Source organism: Bacillus sp. 11B20 (assembly GCF_056098985.1).
Genome location: NZ_JBLZWZ010000008.1, coordinates 13911 through 33877 on the forward strand (window position 1 = coordinate 13911; position 19967 = coordinate 33877).

Genomic DNA, 19967 nt, shown 5'->3' on the forward strand with positions numbered 1-19967 from the left:
AAATGGAGCTTCGTCAGTTACGTTATTTTGTAGAAGTCGCAGACCGTGAACACGTGTCAGAAGCGGCTGAAAACTTACATGTTGCCCAATCTGCCATCAGCCGGCAGATTGCGAATTTAGAAGAAGAACTTGGAGTGGCCTTATTCGAACGAGAAGGACGAAATATCAAATTAACGAAGATCGGCAGACAATTTTTAGATCATGTCAGAACTGCACTCAAAGCCATTGATTACGCAAAAGAGCAAATTGACGAATACTTAGATCCGCACAAAGGGACGGTGAATATTGGCTTTCCTACAAGTCTAGCAAGCCAAGTGCTCCCTTCTGTCATCTCCGCTTTTAAGCAGGAATATCCAGAGGTCGATTTTTTACTTCGTCAAGGATCCTATAAGTTTCTCATTGAAGCTGTTAAAAATCGTGATATCGATCTCGCCTTTTTAGGACCTGTACCGACAAACGATTCTCAAATAGAAGGAAATATTTTGTTTTCTGAAAGCATTTATGCCCTTTTACCGGTTAGCCACCCCTTTAGCGGACAAAGGAGCATTCATTTAAGTGATTTAAGAAAGGATCATTTCGTGTTATTTCCTGAAGGGTATGTGCTGAGACAAATTGCGGTTGATGCTTGCAAGCAGGCAGGCTATGAGCCTACCATTTCATCTGAAGGAGAAGATTTGGATGCCATTAAAGGCCTCGTATCGGCAGGTATGGGCGTTACCTTATTACCCGAAAGTGCCTTTTATGAAACAACACCGCGATTTACAGTGAAAATTCCGATCGATTTTCCTCAAGTGAGAAGAACGGTTGGCATTATTGCATCTAAAACGCGAGAAATGTCTCCTTCTGCCCATGATTTTTATGTGTTTGTGAAGGATTTCTTTTCTAAAATTGAACAATATAAATAATTCACTAAAACAAGACATTTCATTTGTAGAAATAATCCCTCTTTGTATATGATGGGTTACAGAACAAAAGACTATATGGAAGAAAGGTATTTGTATGAAATCAATTTTATCGTTTTTAAAGCCGTATCGGCTGTCCGTTGTGTCCATTGTCATTCTCACCTTTTTAAGCAGTATGCTCCAGCTGTATTTACCGACGTTAACAGCAGATATCGTTGATGTCGGAATCGTCCAGGGAGATATTGCTTACATATGGAAGGTTGGCGGCTGGATGGTGGCTTGTTCTTTACTCGCTATTTTGCTCACCATTTGGAAGTCTTACTTGTCATCAAAGACAGCACTTGGCTTCGGCCGTGATATGAGAAGACAGTTGTTTGTGCATGTCGAACAATTTTCATTAGAAGAATTTCAAAAGATCGGCACGTCTTCCTTTATTACAAGATCAACAAATGATGTGAAACAAGTCCAAGATGTGACGATCATGATTTTACAAATGATGACGCGGGCCCCGCTTATGCTTGTGGGCGGAATCATTTTGGCTGTTTCCAGGGATGCTGTCCTGTCTCTTATCTTTTTAGCAGCCCTCCCCCTTCTTGGCGGATTTATTTATTTGGTGTCAAGAAAAGCCATTCCGCTATTTGGCCAGCTTCAGAAAAAAACAGACCGGCTGAATTTAATTATGCGAGAATCTCTTTCAGGCATCCGCGTCATTCGTGCATTTAACCGTGTGGATGATGAAAAGGAGCGATTCCAAGAAGCTAACACGTCCTATAAGGATACTGGCCTTAGAGTCAACCGATTAATGGCTTACTTGTTTCCATTTATGCTGATCATCATGAACTTCACGAATATCGGTATTGTCTGGCTCGGGGCAAACCGAATTGATGCCGGAGAAATGGAAGTTGGGAATCTCATTGCCTTCATTCAATATGCGATGATGATTTTAATGGCACTGATTATGCTGTCGATGAGCTTTATTATGGTCCCAAGAGCACAAGCATCAGCTAAACGTATGAATGAAGTGTTAAACATGGAACCAAAGATTAAAGACAAAGAAGTGTCTATGACTGAGCTTCACAAGCCCGCCCACTCCATTCGCTTTGAGGATGTGTCATTTTATTACTCAAATGCAGAGAAACCGGCTGTTCAAAACATCACGTTTGAAGCCAAAACTGGTGAAACAACAGCCATTATCGGAAGTACGGGTTCTGGAAAAACAACGCTGCTCCAGCTGATGACGCGCTTTTATGAAGTGACAGAAGGCCGGATTACACTAGATGATGTAGATATTAGAGAGCTGCCACAGGAGAAACTGAGAAACCAGATGGGCTATGTCTCTCAAAAAGCTGTTTTATTCAGCGGAACCATTGCCGACAATGTGCGTTTCGGCAAGCAGGATGCAAGTGACGAAGACGTTTGGCAGGCGCTGCGAACTGCGCAGGCCGAGGAATTTGTTTTGCAAAAAGATGGCGGAATTGATGCAGAAATTGATCAGGGTGGTTCAAATCTATCGGGCGGCCAAAAGCAGCGGCTTTCCATTGCAAGGGCGCTAGTGCGAAAACCATCATTCTATTTGTTTGACGATAGCTTTTCAGCACTTGATTACAAAACAGATGCAAAGCTGCGGGCATCATTAGAAGCAGAAAAAGCACATGCAGCCCTCATCATTGTCGCTCAACGAATCAGTACAGTGAAGCATAGTGATAAAATCATTGTACTTGATGAAGGGAAAATCGCAGGTATCGGAACACACGAACAATTAATAAAGGATAATCTTGTGTACCAAGAAATTGTCGCATCACAGGAAGGTCAGGAGGTGAGCGAGGATGAGTAAGAAAATGTCTTCCGGCATGGGCCATAAAGGCGCCCACCCTAAAGGGCCAGCCGCAAAACCGAAGGAATTTAAGAAAACACTGCTTCGGTTGACAAGCTATTTAAAACCAAGAAAATTTCAGCTGATCATCGTCTTTATTGCAGCAATTGGTTCAACTGTCTTTAATGTCATTAGTCCAAAGCTGCTTGGGGATGCCACCTCTTCCCTATTTGACAGCTTTACGAATGGAACAGCTGTTCAATTTGATGTCATTTCACGAATACTTTTGCTGCTTGTCGTCCTGTACGTCGTTGCTTCTCTCTTTTCATTCGTTCAGCAATATGTCATGGCCGGTGTCTCTCAACAGACCATTGCTGAATTACGCCAGGAAGCAAATGACAAGCTCACACGTCTCCCCCTTCGTTATTTTGATAAAACAACCCACGGGGACACACTAAGCCGTGTGATGAATGATATCGATAATATTAATACATCGCTTCAGCAGGCGCTCACCCAAGTGATTACATCTGTTATTACAGTCATTGGAATTGTCGTGATGATGCTCTTCATCAGTCCGCTGCTTACGCTGCTTGTTTGTTTGACGCTGCCACTCAGCCTGTTTGCGATTCGCGGCATTACGTCATTTTCACAAAAGCATTTTAAAGCGCAGCAAAAAGAGCTTGGGACGATCAATGGACATATTAATGAGATGTTCACAGGTCATCAGACAGTTCGTGCGTATGGCTACGAAAAGAAAGCGATCGATACGTTTGATCAATTAAACGAAAAGCTATATGAATCCTCAAGGAAAGCGCAGTTCATTTCTGGTTTAATGATGCCAATGATGACCTTTATCGGGAACCTTGGCTATGTGGCAGTCAGTGTAGCCGGCGGGATTCTTGTCATTAACGGGAATATTCGTGTCGGGGATGTGCAAGCGTTTATCCAATACACACAGCAAATGTCTCAGCCGCTTGTGCAAGCATCAAGCGTCGCAAACTTAGTTCAATCAGCGATCGCTTCTGCTGAAAGGGTCTTTGAAATCCTTGATGAGGAAGAAGAAAGTACCGAAGAAGATGCGGCAATTGATCTTGCATCACTCTCAGGTGCTGTGAGCTTTGAACAAGTTCAATTCGGATATGAAAAAGATCATCCGATTATTAAAGATTTGAATTTAGATGTGCAAGAAGGACAGACTGTTGCCATTGTCGGACCAACGGGCGCAGGAAAAACAACCATCATCAATCTTTTAATGCGTTTTTACGAATTAGATCAAGGCTCCATACGTATTGGCGGTGTCAAAACAACTGATCTCAGCCGTCAGCAAGTACGAGAATTATTTGCGATGGTTCTTCAGGATACGTGGCTCTTTGAAGGAACGATTTACGACAACATTGCCTATGGCAGACAGGACGTTTCCAAAGAGGATGTCATCAAAGCCGCCAAACATGCCTATGCGGATGATTTCATCCGTACACTTCCAGATGGATATGACACACTCTTAACAGAAGATGCCGGCAACCTGTCACAAGGTCAGCGCCAGCTGCTAACCATCGCCCGTGCTATTTTATCTGATCCAAAGATCTTGATATTAGATGAAGCAACAAGCAGTGTGGATACACGGACAGAGATGCATATTCAAAAAGCAATGAATGAATTGATGAAAGGCAGAACGAGCTTCGTGATTGCACACAGACTTTCAACGATCAAGGATGCAGACCTCATTTTAGTCATGAAGGATGGAAGCATCATTGAAAAAGGATCGCACAGCGAACTTTTAAAACAAAAAGGCTTCTATGCAGATTTATATATGAGTCAATTTGCCGAAAATCAAGTTGGTTAACATCAAAAAGAGGGTAAACACGCATGTCACATGCTGTCTACCCTCTTTTCAATTGTTATCTGCTCGCTTCTTCACTTTTACACTGAGCTTCGTTATATACTCTGCTTCATCTTTAGACATGAGCGAATGAAGTAAATACTCCTCAAATACATCTCCATCCAGCAACATGCCCTCTTTCTCGATTTCATCTAATAAATGCGAATAAGCAGACTCAATCTCATCATATGTTCCTTGATCATATATCACCGCATAGATCCCGCCAGTTTTTTTCACTGCCCCCGGTCCATCCATTCGGCAGAACAGCTGATCTGACTGATGATAGCGGCGCTTACGAAACTGTTCCTTTTTTAAGACAGAACCATTTGCCGCAGCCCCTTTTATGCCAACTTCCTTTAAAAATTCCCCTACAATACGTGATATTTCTTCTACAGGTGTATTTAAGTCGATCGGGTTTGAAGCACTTAGTATGACTGGTTCTTCTGGCAGCTCTTGAAACAGGACCTCCCCTATTTTCACAGTTGATAATTCATGTGTCGTCTCGATCACCCGCATAAGAAAAGCTTGGATATCTTGCAGTTTTTCAATCTCTTGTTTGACCTTTTCTACTTGGTCGGCCGCCAGGCTTTGCAGTCTCTCGCGAGAAGGTTCTGTGAAATATTGTTTTAACTCTTTGATCGGAAATTGAACAGCCCGCAAGGATTGAATCGCAATAAAATGGTCAAATTGCTCAAGTGTATAGTAACGGTAGCCATTTTCATGAACACCAGCCGGCTTAAATAAATCGATTTTATCATAATACAGAAGCGTATCCTTTTTTACATCAAATAGCTTGGCAAACTCTCCAGTGAAAAATGTTTTTTGCACATCATTGATCATGATGAAGGCTCCTTTCTTGACTATGGAGTTACTCCATCCTTTATCATAACATGCAGAAACACCATTACGCAGGGAAAGGATAAGAAAATGAACAAAATAACTCAACATGAAGTGACATTAGCACATGCAAATAAAGAAGATTTCCCTTCTATGAAAAAAGAGCTTCAGAAAGCTTTTACAGCTGGCGTGATCGATGCATTCGGCGATGCGCAGGATGGACCGATTCCACCAGATGAAGTGATTGATGAATCTTTTCATTCGAATGAACACATTGTTTATCATATTATGCTAAATGGTGAAAAGGCAGGCGGCGTTGTCATCAAAATCAACCAAGAGACACATCACAACTCGGTTGATTTGCTATACATCTCCTCATCCTCTCACGGCCGGGGCATTGGTCAGGCAGCATGGAAAGCCATCGAGGCGCAATATCCAGAAACAATTGTATGGGAGGTTGTGACCCCATATTTTGAAAAACGCAACATTCATTTCTATGTCAACAAGTGCGGCTTTCAAATTGTTGAATTTTATCACTTACACCATCCAGACCCAAACGCACCTCGTGAAGCAGATCAGGGCAATGGCCCTTTAGCACCTGAGGAATTTGAATTTTTTAAATTTGAAAAGGTGATGAAGAAAAACGGTTCAAACGGATGATAACGAGCATTTCTTTAAGATAAAGTTAAAAACACTACCTCATAAAAAGGTAGTGTTTCTTGAATCTTCTCTATCTTCTAATCTGACCGTCGCCACATAGAAGCAGCTTAGTTGTCGTGAGTGCAGGAAGTCCCATTGGCCCTCTTGCGTGGAGTTTTTGAGTAGAAATGCCGATTTCAGCTCCATAGCCAAGTGCGCCGCCGTCTGTAAAGCGAGTCGATGCGTTATGATAAACAGCCGCCGCATCGACTTCGTTTAGAAACGTGAGTGCATGTTTTTCATCTTCTGTCACGATGGCTTCTGAATGCTTTGTGCCGTACTGATCGATATGGCTGATCGCTTCCTCGATTGAATCGACTACCTTTACCGCAAGATCAAGACTTAAATACTCATCTGTCCAATCTACTTCCCCAGCAGGAACCGCATGTGAAAAGTAAGACTCTGCTGCCTGATCTCCATGTACAGTGACACGGTGCTCCTGCAAAGCTTCATTTAATGAGACTGCATTTTCTTTCAGCCAATCGCGATGAATAATCAGCGTCTCAAGTGCATTACATACAGCCGGACGATTCGTTTTCGCATTGATCACAATCTCAATGGCTTTTTTCACATTCGCGGTTTGATCAATAAAGACATGACAGTTTCCTGTCCCTGTTTCAAGCACTGGAATAGTGGATTCCTCCACCACTGTTTTGATTAAGGAAGCTCCGCCTCGCGGAATTAACACATCGATCCATTCTTTAAGTTGAAACATCGCCTGAACCGATGAACGGTCTGTTTGTTCAATCAATTGCACCGCATCACGAGGAATTGTTGTTTGATCCAATGCTTCATGAATCACACTGACAATGGCTTTGTTGGAAGAAATAGCGGAGGAACCGCCTTTTAAAATCACTGAGTTGCCTGCCTTTAAGGCAAGGCCTGCTGCATCGACAGTGACGTTCGGTCTCGCTTCATAGATCATCCCGATCACGCCGAGCGGTACTCTTCGGCTTTTCACATGTAAGCCGTTATCAAGAGTCCATTCATCCAATATTTCTCCAACAGGATCTGTTAATCTCGTCACGAGCCGCAAACTTTCAGCAAACTCATGAATTCTTTCTTCATTTAACATTAACCGATCTAAAAGTGCCTCTGAGAAGCCCTTTTCTTTCCCAGCATTTAAATCTTTTTGATTCTCCTGTAAAATGAAGCGGCTTTTTTGCTCTAACGCTTCTGCCATTTTAAGCAGTGCGTCATTCTTTTCCTCTGTCTGAAGTAAACTTAGTTTTTTTGAAACGTGCTTTGCTTTTTTCGCTTTTTCTTTGACCGATGTGACAACTTCAGCTGTCAGTGTCATGGAATTCCTCCCTTTTGGTTAACAAACTGGAATCGATAAATCTAAATGACAAACAAATGCTTCAAGATCGACGACATGAACGATTTCATCTTGTAACAAGTCACTCTTACGTGCGAGTTCATCTGACGCATAATTCACAATACCAAGCCCTATTTCTCTTTCATCTTGATCTAAAATACGGACGACATCGCCTTTTTTAAATGAACCTTTCACACTGACAATCCCATCAGAATCAAGACTTCCCTCTCGGTGCATGAGAAATTCCTGTGTTTTCTCTTGAACCACGATCTCACCTTTTGGTCCAGAATGAAAGGCAATCCACTGCTTCTTATAGTTCAGCGGCGCTACATTTTCGTCAGCGGTAAAATAAGTGCCGTCCTCTGTCCCATTGATCGCATTGTCTAAAATGTGGGGCGTATCTGCTTTTCCTAAAAAGCCATTGATACCTGCGGCCATTGATATTTTAAAAGCATCGAGCTTTGATTTCATTCCGCCTGTACCTACGCTGCTGCCTGCGTCTCCAGCAGCTGCTTCGATGTCTTCTGTAATGTCAGTGACTTCAAGAATTCTCTTCGCATTTGGATTTGTATGAGGATTATCTTCATACAAGCCATCAATATCAGATAAAATGGCAAGGAAATCCGCATCAATTAAGCCAGCTACTTTTGCAGACAATGTATCGTTGTCTCCAAACTTCAACCGATTGATTGTCACTGTATCATTTTCGTTAATAATTGGGATGATGCCTCGATCTAATAACACATTCATTGTGTTGCGCACATTTTGATAGCGCGTTTCATCAGAAAAATCACTTCTTGTGATTAAGAGCTGTGAGGCAATATAGCCGTGTGATAAAAATAAAGTAGAATATGATTCCATTAAAAGCCCTTGCCCAATTGAGGCAGATGCCTGCTTTTCCGGCAGTGTTTTCGGTCTATCGATAAATCCTAGTTTTCGGTAACCAGCTGCAACCGCACCAGATGAAACCAAAATGACTTCGTGTCCCTCATCTTTCAGTTTCACAATTTGATTGACGAGGTTTTCTAGTTTTTTCAAACTAATCTCACCTTGAAAGCTAGTAAGAGAGCTGCTTCCGATTTTCACAACAATTCGTTTTCTCTCTTTATTTGCGTACACCTTATCACTCCTGCATCTGAATTCTATTTATATAGATACTTTTTGTTTTTGCTGATTGCTTATCTCTTTTGATCGATTGGCAGCATGTTTAACGGCCTGCTTGATCGCTTCTCCTCCGCCAAAATCATCTAATGCATTCAGTCCAGCAGCAGTTGTTCCATTTGGTGACGTAATTTTCTCTCTTAGGACTGAAGGATTTTCCTCTGTTTCTTGGAGCATTTTTGCCGCACCGAGGAGTGTCTGCGCGCCAATTTGGCGAGACAATTCCTTTGATAAACCTGCCTCTTCTCCTGCTTCTTCGATTCTTTCCATTAAGAAATAAAAGTAGGCGGGCCCGCTTCCAGCAATTCCAGTAAAGATATCCATTTGCTCTTCCTGAATGGTATAGACTTCGCCCATTTCAGATAAAAGAGCCTGGCTTATGCTCATATGATCGTTTTTCACGTAACGTCCAGCCGATAAAGCAGTCGCTGATGCCCCGATCGTACTTGAGGTATTTGGCATGACCCTTATAACAGGCTGGCCTTCGTGCAGCATGTCTTCAATATACGATAGCTTAACACCTGCAAGGACAGACATGATAAGCTGATGTGGCTGAATACGAGATTTTAATGATTCCAGTGCTGCTTCAGCATCCTTTGGTTTCATGGCCAGGATCAACATATCCATTTCTTCAAAAGGAAATGAATCCATTGCGGCTGTTTGAATTCCGTATTGTTTCGTTAGTTCATTCAATCGATGTTGATTTTGTCTGTTTGTTGCGTAGATTTGGCCTAGCGGCATCTGTCCTGATCGCACAATCCCTGCAATCATTCCTTCCGCCATAGAACCTGCTCCAATGAAAGCAACTTTCTTTTGATCAATGATATTGATCCTCTCCCTTGTTCGCTTTTTGTTCGCGTTTTTCGCACGTTAGTAATCGTAACATGATGAGAAATCGTGTCAAGAAAGAGCCAGCGCTTTTCAAAAGTCCCGAATGCCTGGCGGACAGCTTGCTGTAAGTATGTTAGCCGTGTTTTTCAAATTCAGCGATTTAGATCAAAAGAACTATGATCATTTGAATCATAGGACCCTTTCGTTCGACTGAATTCCCCATTTTATTTTTGGTTTCGGTGACTTCAATTCTATTTTTTAGAAAGCGCTCTCATTTTAATCACTTTCTATTTTCCTATTTGGTGAATGTGCTTGAATCTTTCGATTAGACTATTGACATATTTTAGAAAACATGTCCGTTGAAATGATATTTTACTGGTGATACCGTGAAAGAGAAATCATGTGAAAAAGGAGCGTTCATAATGAAAGTGAAAGAAAACTATATCAATGTGATTCCAATGAAAGAAATCCGTTCTACCGATGACCTTCTTTTCCCATTCCCTATTTACAATGAGCTGCGTGCAGAAAGTGATATTAGATATGATGAGACAAGAAAGTGCTGGGATCTCTTTCGATATGCGGATATCCAGTCTGTTCTAAAGCAGCCTAAAGTGTTCTCTTCACAGCGAGGAAGAAGCACGTCTAAAACAAGTATTTTAACGATGGATCCTCCAAAACATACAAAGATGAGAGCGCTCGTGAATAAAGCATTCACCCCAAAAGCGATCAAGCAATTAGAAGATAAGATCAAAGACCTGACACATGATTTATTAAATCAAGTCAAGGATCAACGTACGTTTGATATCGTGCAAGATTTAGCAGCTCCCCTGCCGGTGATGATCATCGCTGAGCTTCTCGGTGCAGAGGTGCAGGACAGAGAGCTGATTAAAAAACATTCTGATGCCCTTGTGGCAGGTGCTAAGGATGAATCAAAAGAAGCCATTCAGGCTGTTGTAGATATGCAAAAACGCGCTGAAGAGGAGCTTTCCGTTTATTTTGCTCATTTGATCAAAAAACGAAAAGAAACGCCTGCGGGTGACTTGATCTCGCTTCTCATTCAAGCAGAAATCGATGGAGAGCGTTTAACGGAGAATGAACTGCTTGGCTTTTGTATTCTATTACTCGTTGCAGGCAATGAGACAACGACCAATCTAATCACAAATGCCGTACGACTGCTGACAGAGCAGCCGCATATCGCTGAATCCGTTCGACAGGACCCCTCTCTTATTCCTCCATTGACTGAGGAAACGTTGCGGTATTATCCGCCTGTTCAAGCCATTGGCCGAATCGCCGCAGAGGATGTTGAAATTGCTGGCGCACGCATTGAAAAGGGAGACTACCTCATCAGCTGGGTTGCTTCAGCAAATCGGGATGAACAGAAGTTTGAAGATCCAGATACGTTCCGGCTTGATCGGAAATCAAATCCGCATATGAGCTTTGGGTTTGGCATTCATTTCTGTCTCGGTGCACCGCTTGCCCGGCTTGAAAGCAACATTGCGCTTGATGTTTTACTCCATACGTTTCAAGACATCACCTGCGCTGCAGATCAGCTAAAACCTATTCAAAGCACGTTTGTTTTTGGGGTAAAAGAATTTCCTGTACAAGTCACCCGTTTTTAAAAGTCCCTTTTTCAGGGGCTTTTTTTCATTTTCTACAATTCATCATCTCTTTCTTACCTTCCACCTCCGAACATGCTAAAATAAAGTCCATACAAAGCGATAACGGAATGCAGAAAGGAAGCCGAAAACTCATGACCGATTATACAGCGATGAAAGACGGAATATTCAAATCAGTTTGTTCGTTAGATTGCCCGGATCAGTGCGGTCTTTTAATACATAAAGAAAATGGAAAGATCGTGAAAGTGCAGGGGGATCCGGATCACCCTGTCACACAAGGAAACATATGCAACAAAGTGCGTAATGTCACAGCCCGTTTATACGATGAAAAAAGACTGACCACTCCTTTAAAACGTGTTGGTAAAAAAGGCGAAGCACAGTTTGCACCGATTACGTGGGAAGAAGCCATTGAAACCATTCGTCAAAAATGGACAAAGCTGATCGAAGAAAAAGGGTCAGAAAACATTTTGCCTTACAGCTTCTATGGGAACATGGGCAATCTCAACGCAGAAGGAATGGACCGCCGCTTTTTTTATCGTCTTGGTTCAAGTCAGTTAGACCGGACGATCTGTCAGTCAGCGGGAACGACTGGCTATAAATATACAATGGGTTCAAGCATTGGGACAGATCCTGAAGACACCATTCATACGAAACTATTTATCTTTTGGGGCATCAATGCCGTATCGACCAATATGCACCAAATCACCTTGGCACAAAAAGCGCGAAAGCAAGGAGCTAAGGTTGTTGTGATTGATGTTCACAAGAACCAAACCGGCCGGATGGCAGATTGGTTCATTCCGCTTCGACCTGGTACTGACAGTGCACTTGCCCTTGGCATCATGCATGTCCTTTTTAAAGAGGAACGTACAGATGAAGCCTTTTTAGAGACCTACACGGTCGGTCATAAAGAGCTGCGCGAGCATGTGAAGCAGTATGATCCAGACACAATTGAGCGAATCACGGGTGTCCCTAAGGATGACATCATGACACTAGCTAGAATGTACGCTGAGACATCACCATCTCTCATTCGCATTGGGAATGGTTTGCAGCACCATGATAATGGCGGGATGAGTATTAGAACCATTTCCTGCCTCCCTGCCCTGACTGGTCAATGGCTGCACAAGGGCGGCGGCGCGATGAAATCAAACTCTTCTTTTCTTAGCTATAATGAAACAGCTCTTCAGCGGCCGGATTTATTAAAAGAACGCACACCTAGATCATTTAATATGAACCAGCTGGGAAGTGTGCTGACAAGTGCAGAGCCTTCCGTTGATTCTCTCTTTATCTATTCGTGCAACCCTGCAGTTGTAACACCTGAAGCGAATAAAGTCAGAGAAGGTTTGCTGAGAGAGGACTTATTTACAGTGGTTCATGATTTATTTCTAACAGAAACAGCGGCGTATGCAGACATTGTCCTGCCGGCGACATCTGCCTTTGAAAATGAGGATTTCTATACATCATATTGGCATCATTATATTCAAATTCAGGAGCCAGTGATAGAACGCTACGGAGAAAGCAAATCTAATACTGAAGTATTCCGCCTGCTAGCTCATGCGATGGGCTTTGAAGATGAAGCCTTCCGAGAGACAGATGCTGAGCTCATGGAACAAGCTCTTCATCATCCAGAAAATCCGCATTATGAGGACATTTCATACGAAGCATTAAAAGAAAAGAAATGGATCAAAGCAAAGCGTGGAACTTTCGAGGAATTAAAGCTTCAAACCCCAAGCGGAAAAATTGAGCTTTATTCTGAACAAATGAAAAAAGACGGGTATCCAGCACTTCCAACCTATGTGCCCCTTTATCAGGAAAGCGATTATCCGCTTACCTTTATACCGGGGCCGAACCATAATTTTTTGAATTCCACCTTCTCACTTCATGAAAAGCATCAAAAGCTTGAGAAATTTCCGAAGCTGCACATGAATGAACAAGATGCAAAGGAAAGAAAGATTGAAGATGGTGACATGGTCCGTGTGCTGAACGACCGAGGAGAGTGTGAGCTTGTCGTGTCAGTCGGTCAAAATGTATTATCTGGTGTTGTGGTCAGTCAAGGATTATGGGCAGATCAAAAAGGGAAAAAACATTTAGTGAATGGGTTAACACCTGATCGATTGGCAGATATGGGCGGCGGCGCGACGTTCTTTTCTGGCAGAGTCGAAGTTGAAAAATTATCTTAGAAAAAGTAAAAGCCAGCAAAAAACTGCTGGCTTTTTTATAAGCTTTTATCGTCCAATAAACAGCTGGTTGGTCATCACATTCGCACTTCCGCTGCTTTGGTAGCCTTCTACAGTAAATGCCGTTTCGTACATTTTACCCATTGGCATGCCTAAGCTTTCCCATTTATTAAAATGCGCACTGACGGAGACCGTTCCGCTTGTACGTTTTGTTTGACGTACACTCCAATATTGCTTAAAGGTCGCGATCCCGATAATGGAAGGCTGATTGACGCGAGTCGTTTCATAAATGTCATATGTGCCTCCATCGGCATAAAATGATCCTTTATACGCTCCTGTTGGACGATATGTGCCCCATGAATCAACAATGTAGTATTCTGCTAATGGAGATTGTGTCCAGCCATAGACACATAAATAGGAATTCCCGCCTGGGTTAAAGTTTGCGTTGTAGTTGATGGAGATGTTGCCAAGCTGATGATGAGTTTTAGTGGAATCAAACTTCTTCCCTTTTCGAAATAAGGCATTTCCGATACTGTTCCAGCCTGCAGTAAATGCCCCGCCGTTATTGAGTGTCATCGATGTGTTTCCATAATCCTTCCATAATTCATAATCGTATCCGCTATGTGTACCCATTTCATTATTATAAATCGTTTTCGCATCAGCTGGCACAGCCGTCAGTGTCAGCACAAATCCAATACACACCACAAACAATAGCCTCAATCTTTTCAAATTCATTTTCCATCCCTCTCCTTTTTTCATTCGTATTGTTCTGTCATCCCTCAGATGAAAAACCCATCACCTCCTTTCATGAAGCTCATTCTGCTAGATGGAACGATACGGCTTTAACCCGGCATGGATGTCTTTTGTTTGTGTATAAATCCTTTGATACAAATGAAATAAATCGGCATATACTTCTGCATGCTGCTGATTTGGCTCATAGACAGCGGCTTGATGGATCAATTGATTAGCACATGCTTCAAGTGACGGATACCACCCGCAGCCAACCGCAGCAAGCATGGCTGCACCTAATGCAGGCCCTTGTTCATTGTCTAACTGGATGACGTCAGCCTGAAAAATGTCTGCTTGCATTTGAAGCCATGTCCGGCTTCTTGCACCGCCGCCAATGGACACAATAGAATCTATGTTTTTTCCTGCCTGCCGGAATAATGCGATAGATTCATTCAGCGAAAAGGTAATTCCTTCTAACACAGCCCTGACAACATGTGCCCTTTCATGACTGCTGTCTAATCCAATCAAGCTGCCGCGAATGATCGAATCCGCATGAGGTGTTCTTTCCCCAACTAAATAGGGAGTAAAAAGCAATCCTTTCGCTCCTGGCGCAACATGAGCCGCACCTTCTAAAAGTGATTGGAACGATTCCTCAGGTGCCAGTAAGTGTTTTGCCCAGTTAAGACTATATCCCGCTGAAAGGGTGACGCCCATTGTGTAAAAAGCGTCTTTTTTTGCATGATGAAACAAATGCAAATTCCCCTGAAGTTCCCTTTCATGATCTTCTTCGTAGGAAAGAATGACACCCGATGTGCCGATGCTGCATAACGTGCGGTCAGAGGATAAGATACCAGCACCAATTGCTCCGCAAGCATTATCTGCCCCGCCGGCAAAAACCTTCACGCCTTCTTTCATCCCAACATCACGTGCAATGTGCGGCAAAAGTGTACCAACCTCCGCCTCTGATGTGACAAGCGGCGGGCAAATATGAGGAGAAATGTCAAATGCCTGACAAATCTCCTCACTCCACGTCTGTTCACCGATATTTAACAGCAAAGTGCCAGCCGCATCAGAATAATCAATATGGACAGCGCCTGTTAAACGAAATCTGACATAATCTTTTGGGAGTAAAAACATGTCGATTTGTTGATCAATATGTGGTTCATGTTCCTTTACCCATAGTAATTTAGGCAGTGTGAATCCTTCTAACGCATGGTTTTTTGTGATCTTTTGCAGCCGGTCCCCCAGCTTTTTTGTCATGTGTTCACATTGTGCTGTCGTTCGTGTATCATTCCATAAAATTGCAGGGCGTAGCACTTCGCGAGATTCATTTAATAGAACCAGCCCATGCATCTGTCCGGAAAAGCTGATGCCTTCGACTTGCCTTGAATGAACAGGTTGCTTTGCCATCAGTTCTTTCATCACAGCTATTGTCTGCTCTACCCAATCCTCGGGGTGCTGCTCACAATATCCCGGTTTCTCTTGAATGAGGCGGTACGGCTTAGAGGCTTCGCAGCACACCTTTCCGCTCTCATCGACTAATATCGCTTTGACCCCGCTCGTTCCAAGATCAATTCCTATCACATATTTCATGTTTTCACTCCTTCAAAACAAGTCCGCCCATTCAATTAATCTTCTAACAAGTATTGATTTAAACGGGCTTTCAGCTGTTCCTCTCTTCCCGATTCGTTTCTGATTAAAGGATGTTTCAGCGCATATTCTTCTAATGTATGAAAGTTTGCCTTCCCTTCTGAAATGTCACGTCCAATTCCTTCAGAAAAGCTGCGATACCGGTGCTTTATCACATCTTCAAACACACGATCTTCTATGAGTCTATGAGCGACCCGCAGTCCCTTTGCGAATGCATCCATTCCGGCAATATGGGCATATAAAATATCTTCAAGTTCAAAGGAAGCTCTTCTCACTTTTGCATCAAAGTTGAGACCGCCAGCCCCTAGCCCGCCATTTTGCAAAATTTCATACATGGCAAGAGTTGTGGCATACAGATCGGTTGGAAATTCATCTGTATCCCACCCAAGAAGCGAATTTCCTTGATTCGCATCAACAGAACCGAGCAGCCCATGAATTCTTGCGACACGCAATTCGTGCTCAAACGTATGGCCAGCGAGTGTCGCATGATTGGCTTCGATATTTAATTTAAAATGAGAATCTAATCCGTATTGCTTTAAAAAGGCGATGGATGTCGCTGCATCTGTGTCGTATTGATGAGTTGTTGGCTCCTTTGGTTTTGGCTCAATTAAAAATTGACCTGTGTACCCAATTTCTTTTGCATAATCAACAGCCATATGCAAGAAGGCCGCCATGTGATCAAGCTCTCTTTTCATATCTGTATTAAGCAGCGTATCGTACCCTTCTCGTCCACCCCAGAAAACATAATTTTCTGCACCAAGTTCTTTGGCAGTTTCGATGCCTTTTTTAACCTGTGCGGCCGCATAGGCAAAGACATCTGCATGACAAGATGTCGCAGCACCGTGTACAAATCTGGGATGCTTGAACATATTGGCCGTGTTCCACAGCAGCTTTACTCCGCTTTGCTGCATGTATTCTTTCATTCTTTCTAAAATGATGTCTAATTGTTGATTGGTCTCTTGAAGCGTCTCTCCCTCTGGCGCGATATCGCGGTCATGGAATGAAAAATACGGTACATCTAGTAGGTCAAAAAGCTGAAAAGCGACTTCCAATCTAGCTTTTGCTAAATCCATTCCGCTATAGGAGTCCCATGCTCTCTGCATCGTGCCAGTTCCAAACATGTCAGTTCCATCAGCGGTTAATGTATGCCAATAAGCGACTGAAAAACGCAGGTGGTCTTTCATCGTTTTTCCGCCAATCACTTCGCTTGGATTATAGTATTGAAAGGCGAGTGGATTTTTTGATTGTTTTCCTTCATATTGAATTTTGCTGATTCCTTCTAAGCTGTATAACGTTTTCATATTTGATTTAGCCATTCTTCATTCCTCCTGAGTACACTTTGTAAGTTGATTCAACAAACTAACGATCAATGTATGAGAAAATCTCTTTGAATTTTCCATATTTTTTAGTTTTTTAGAAATATTTTCGTTATAATAAAGTTAAAATCATCTTTTTTATCGAATACATGCGAAAAAAAGCAGCTCTTCTCAACTTAATCTAAAGACGAAACAAATGGAGTGGATAACGTGGATATCGCTGATCAGAACTTTGTAAAAAAAATAAATCAAAAACTATTATTAAAAGAAATTCTCCAGCATGCGCCCATTTCGAGAGCAAAATTATCTGAACGCACTGGATTAAATAAATCGACTGTTTCTTCTCAAGTAAGTACGTTAATGAAGGAACATCTTGTCTATGAAATCGGCCAAGGTGAGTCTAGCGGTGGGAGAAGACCGGTTTTACTGATGTTTAATAAACGTGCTGGCTGCTCCATCGGGATTGATGTTGGTGTTGATTATGTCAATGGCATATTAACAGACCTTGAAGGGTCCATTCTTTACGAAGAGCAGATCAAGCTCCCACCGAGCTCTCCTGATGTGACGATACGTAAATTAATTGAATTAATACAGCAGCTCATCACACAAATGCCCTCTTCCCCATACGGGCTCATTGGCATTGGTCTATGCATACATGGGTTAGTAGATGCAGATGAACAAATCGTGTTTACGCCTCATTCCAAATGGAAAAATGTTGATCTGAAAAAGCCGCTCCAAGACACATTCCAAGTGCCGATCTTCATTGAAAATGAAGCAAATGCCGGTGCATATGGTGAAAAAATCTTTGGTGCCGCTAAACACTATGACCATTTGATTTATGCAAGCATCGGCACTGGCATAGGGATCGGAATCATTATCAATCATCACTTATACAGAGGAGCTTTCGGCTTTTCTGGTGAAATGGGACATATGACGATTGATTTTAATGGACCAACATGCAGCTGCGGGAACCGTGGGTGCTGGGAATTGTATGCATCTGAGAAAGCCTTGTTTCAGTCTCTTCAAACAGATGGTCAGCCCATCTCCCATCAAGACCTGGAACAGCTGGCCAAGTTAAATGATATGAGAACGCTCAATGCTCTGCGCAACTTTGGTTTTTACCTTGGCGTCGGTCTCACAAACGTCCTTCATACCTTTAACCCGCAAGCCATTATTTTAAGAAACAAAGTGATCGAATCACATCAAACGGTTCTAAATGTGATTGGGGAGGAGGTATCCTCGCGAATGGATACGCAATTCAGCTCACAGATAGAGCTGCTCCCCTCATCATTAGGACACAATGCACCAGTATTGGGGATGACATCTCTTGTCATAGAAGCTTTCCTGCAAGATGCCACCCTCACAACATGATCTATTTATTTTCCAATAAAGACAGCCCGTAGCGCGTTGTCTTTTTTTTATTCATCTGTTTCCTCATAGCGAAAATAGTGAAAATCAGCAGGCAGACGCTCGCCGCTCGTATCTTGACACTGCATACCGACAAACGCCCCTGTAAAAAATCCCCCACCTCTAATGAAATCATCGGATAAATGGATGGATTCAAGCGGCACATCAATTTCCTTCCACTCTTTTTGATCAAAAGAATAAGAATATTTATATGTCTCTTTCTGAACGGTCACTTTTAAATAGACATAAGTGACCTCGTCTGGAATGATGATTTTATGTGTCAATGGCTGAGAAAAGGCAAGGTTTTCACAGACAGATAGCTCAAGAGTGCGCCCAAGTTCCTCATCATATGTCACCTGGAGTGCTGTCCAGTTTTCCGTATTATAATAATTCACAAGACCAGCGGCTTGCTGAAAGTTTTCTGGGAAGAACGAAACAGCTGTCTCTGCTTCAAAATAAAAGCTTTGCCAGCGCCTTGCAACAAAAGCTTGGGTAAACTTAGACGTTAAAGATTCGTGACCGAATAACCTTAAATGCTGAGGTTTCTCCGTTAACGAACCAATCTGATCGGTAAACGGAATTCTTAATGTTTGGAAGTGTCTATTTAGTGTTGATTCTTTAAATTCATCGACTGTATGGTAGGTTGGTGCAAAAACCTTTTCTTCGATCTTTGGCGCTTCAACCTCAAGCGTCCCCTCTTTTCCGCCTACAACATAAGGCCAACCATCCTTCCATTCGAGCTTTTGTATGGCTGTTTCTCTTCCTAAAGGGCACCATCCTCTCTGTTGAAAAATAGATTCCTTTCTTGATTGAATCGGGCGGCCAGTGAGATGAGCGAGATACCATTCATTTGTATGCGTTTGAACGATTGAAGCATGCCCGCATTTTTGAAGCGGATGTTCAGGCGCATGGAAAGCACTTAAAATCGGGTTATCAGGATGAACCTCATAAGGCCCTTCAATATGCGGGGACCGGGCGATCGTTGCCGCATGCTCATACCTGGTACCTCCTTCTGCCGTTAATAAATAGTAGTAGTCACCGATATGATACAGATGCGGCGCTTCTGTCAGTTTAATCGGTGTGCCTTTAAAAATGACCTTCCTTTGACCGATGAGCTTCTTTTCAGCCACACTATATTCCTGCAAGGCAATACCTGCAAAGGAATGGTGCTTTTCCCTATGATCCCACAGCATATTTAAGACGTATTTCTTCCCGCTTTGATCATGGAATAAAGATGGATCAAACCCAGAGCTGTTGAGCCGGATCGGTTCACTCCAATCGCCGTCCACTTCGCTTGCCGTGACCAAATAATTATGACCGTCTTTAAATGGACCATCCACTACTTTGATATCTGAATAAATAAGCCAAAACTGCCCATCCGCATAGCTTAAACACGGTGCCCATACTCCACCAGAATCAGGATTCCCCTTCATATCCAGCTGCGAGGTTTTTTGCAAAGGACGCGCAGCAAGGCGCCAATGGACGAGATCCTTTGAATGATAAATTTGCACCCCTGGAAACCACTCAAATGTAGAGACGGCCATATAATAATCTTCTCCGACACGACAAATACTTGGGTCAGGGTTAAACCCTTTGAGCACTGGATTGGTAATCTTCATTGAACTTCCTCCTCTT

Annotated in this window: 15 protein-coding genes; 7 read left to right on the forward strand and 8 right to left on the reverse strand. The window is 42.7% G+C overall.

Going from position 1 to position 19967, the window contains the following annotated elements; all coding sequences use genetic code 11:
* The first annotated feature begins 2 nt into the window (after positions 1-2).
* From gltC to ACN6NB_RS09225, 3 genes are all read left to right on the forward strand, one after another.
* Positions 3-905: a glutamate biosynthesis transcriptional regulator GltC gene (gene gltC / locus ACN6NB_RS09215; RefSeq protein ID WP_034280677.1), complete on the forward strand. Its 903-nt coding sequence runs from the start codon at positions 3-5 to the stop codon at positions 903-905.
* 94 nt (positions 906-999) lie between these two features.
* The gene (locus ACN6NB_RS09220) at positions 1000-2736 is read left to right on the forward strand and encodes an ABC transporter ATP-binding protein (RefSeq protein ID WP_064497454.1); all 1737 of its coding nucleotides are present in this window, start codon (positions 1000-1002) and stop codon (positions 2734-2736) included.
* Complete coding sequence (locus tag ACN6NB_RS09225; protein ID WP_064497455.1) at positions 2729-4558, forward strand: ABC transporter ATP-binding protein; 1830 nt, start codon at positions 2729-2731, stop codon at positions 4556-4558. The genes ACN6NB_RS09220 and ACN6NB_RS09225 overlap by 8 nt, the downstream gene beginning before the upstream one ends.
* A gap of 48 nt (positions 4559-4606) precedes the next feature.
* Here ACN6NB_RS09225 and ACN6NB_RS09230 read toward each other — a convergent pair whose 3' ends face one another.
* Entirely contained in the window at positions 4607-5434 is an 828-nt protein-coding gene (locus ACN6NB_RS09230; protein WP_064497456.1) for a MerR family transcriptional regulator, read from the reverse strand.
* 87 nt (positions 5435-5521) lie between these two features.
* Between ACN6NB_RS09230 and ACN6NB_RS09235 the strand changes: the two genes are divergently transcribed.
* Positions 5522-6091 carry a GNAT family N-acetyltransferase gene (locus tag ACN6NB_RS09235; RefSeq protein WP_059375492.1) on the forward strand — a complete coding sequence of 190 codons (570 nt, stop codon included), beginning with the start codon at positions 5522-5524 and terminating at the stop codon, positions 6089-6091.
* A gap of 70 nt (positions 6092-6161) precedes the next feature.
* Here the strand turns inward: ACN6NB_RS09235 and ACN6NB_RS09240 are convergent, their stop codons facing one another.
* Genes ACN6NB_RS09240 through proC form a run of 3 tightly spaced genes read right to left on the reverse strand, consistent with a single transcriptional unit; the run spans position 6162 to position 9392 of the window.
* Entirely contained in the window at positions 6162-7430 is a 1269-nt protein-coding gene (locus tag ACN6NB_RS09240; RefSeq protein ID WP_039179202.1) for a glutamate-5-semialdehyde dehydrogenase, read from the reverse strand.
* Between the two features lie 18 nt (positions 7431-7448).
* The gene (proB, locus tag ACN6NB_RS09245) at positions 7449-8567 is read right to left on the reverse strand and encodes a glutamate 5-kinase (protein WP_144491454.1); all 1119 of its coding nucleotides are present in this window, start codon (positions 8565-8567) and stop codon (positions 7449-7451) included.
* A gap of 27 nt (positions 8568-8594) precedes the next feature.
* Positions 8595-9392 (reverse strand): pyrroline-5-carboxylate reductase, encoded by a 798-nt coding sequence (gene proC / locus ACN6NB_RS09250; RefSeq protein ID WP_039179207.1) that lies wholly within the window; start codon positions 9390-9392, stop codon positions 8595-8597.
* A 470-nt stretch (positions 9393-9862) separates the two neighbouring features.
* On the opposite strand from proC, the gene ACN6NB_RS09255 reads away from it, so the two are divergent.
* Positions 9863-11059 (forward strand): cytochrome P450, encoded by a 1197-nt coding sequence (locus ACN6NB_RS09255; RefSeq protein WP_144491453.1) that lies wholly within the window; start codon positions 9863-9865, stop codon positions 11057-11059.
* A gap of 131 nt (positions 11060-11190) precedes the next feature.
* Positions 11191-13233, forward strand: a complete 2043-nt coding sequence (locus ACN6NB_RS09260; RefSeq protein WP_144491452.1) for a molybdopterin oxidoreductase family protein — start codon at positions 11191-11193, stop codon at positions 13231-13233.
* Between the two features lie 45 nt (positions 13234-13278).
* Here the strand turns inward: ACN6NB_RS09260 and ACN6NB_RS09265 are convergent, their stop codons facing one another.
* The 3 genes from ACN6NB_RS09265 to xylA form a co-directional block, all read right to left on the reverse strand.
* Complete coding sequence (locus ACN6NB_RS09265) at positions 13279-13965, reverse strand: glycoside hydrolase family 11 protein (RefSeq protein ID WP_025093139.1); 687 nt, start codon at positions 13963-13965, stop codon at positions 13279-13281.
* A gap of 87 nt (positions 13966-14052) precedes the next feature.
* Positions 14053-15552, reverse strand: coding sequence for a xylulokinase (gene xylB, locus ACN6NB_RS09270; protein ID WP_474253329.1), 1500 nt, complete (start codon positions 15550-15552; stop codon positions 14053-14055).
* Between the two features lie 35 nt (positions 15553-15587).
* The gene (gene xylA / locus ACN6NB_RS09275) at positions 15588-16925 is read right to left on the reverse strand and encodes a xylose isomerase (RefSeq protein WP_058837903.1); all 1338 of its coding nucleotides are present in this window, start codon (positions 16923-16925) and stop codon (positions 15588-15590) included.
* 210 nt (positions 16926-17135) lie between these two features.
* On the opposite strand from xylA, the gene xylR reads away from it, so the two are divergent.
* Entirely contained in the window at positions 17136-18296 is a 1161-nt protein-coding gene (xylR, locus tag ACN6NB_RS09280) for a transcriptional repressor XylR (protein ID WP_341040579.1), read from the forward strand.
* 47 nt (positions 18297-18343) lie between these two features.
* Here the strand turns inward: xylR and ACN6NB_RS09285 are convergent, their stop codons facing one another.
* Entirely contained in the window at positions 18344-19951 is a 1608-nt protein-coding gene (locus tag ACN6NB_RS09285) for a glycoside hydrolase family 43 protein (RefSeq protein ID WP_327841749.1), read from the reverse strand.
* Positions 19952-19967: the final 16 nt, after the last annotated feature.

Excerpts from the sequence above, each read along its gene's own strand:
- xylA (WP_058837903.1), bottom strand. The coding sequence starts at position 16,925 with ATGGCTAAATCAAATATGAAAACGTTATACAGCTTAGAAGGAATCAGC.
- xylB (WP_474253329.1), bottom strand. The coding sequence starts at position 15,552 with ATGAAATATGTGATAGGAATTGATCTTGGAACGAGCGGGGTCAAAGCG.
- proC (WP_039179207.1), bottom strand. The coding sequence starts at position 9,392 with ATGGCGGAAGGAATGATTGCAGGGATTGTGCGATCAGGACAGATGCCG.
- ACN6NB_RS09220 (WP_064497454.1), top strand. The coding sequence starts at position 1,000 with ATGAAATCAATTTTATCGTTTTTAAAGCCGTATCGGCTGTCCGTTGTG.
- ACN6NB_RS09285 (WP_327841749.1), bottom strand. The coding sequence starts at position 19,951 with ATGAAGATTACCAATCCAGTGCTCAAAGGGTTTAACCCTGACCCAAGT.
- ACN6NB_RS09235 (WP_059375492.1), top strand. The coding sequence starts at position 5,522 with ATGAACAAAATAACTCAACATGAAGTGACATTAGCACATGCAAATAAA.
- ACN6NB_RS09230 (WP_064497456.1), bottom strand. The coding sequence starts at position 5,434 with ATGATCAATGATGTGCAAAAAACATTTTTCACTGGAGAGTTTGCCAAG.
- ACN6NB_RS09240 (WP_039179202.1), bottom strand. The coding sequence starts at position 7,430 with ATGACACTGACAGCTGAAGTTGTCACATCGGTCAAAGAAAAAGCGAAA.
- gltC (WP_034280677.1), top strand. The coding sequence starts at position 3 with ATGGAGCTTCGTCAGTTACGTTATTTTGTAGAAGTCGCAGACCGTGAA.
- ACN6NB_RS09260 (WP_144491452.1), top strand. The coding sequence starts at position 11,191 with ATGACCGATTATACAGCGATGAAAGACGGAATATTCAAATCAGTTTGT.
- ACN6NB_RS09225 (WP_064497455.1), top strand. The coding sequence starts at position 2,729 with ATGAGTAAGAAAATGTCTTCCGGCATGGGCCATAAAGGCGCCCACCCT.
- ACN6NB_RS09255 (WP_144491453.1), top strand. The coding sequence starts at position 9,863 with ATGAAAGTGAAAGAAAACTATATCAATGTGATTCCAATGAAAGAAATC.
- ACN6NB_RS09265 (WP_025093139.1), bottom strand. The coding sequence starts at position 13,965 with ATGAATTTGAAAAGATTGAGGCTATTGTTTGTGGTGTGTATTGGATTT.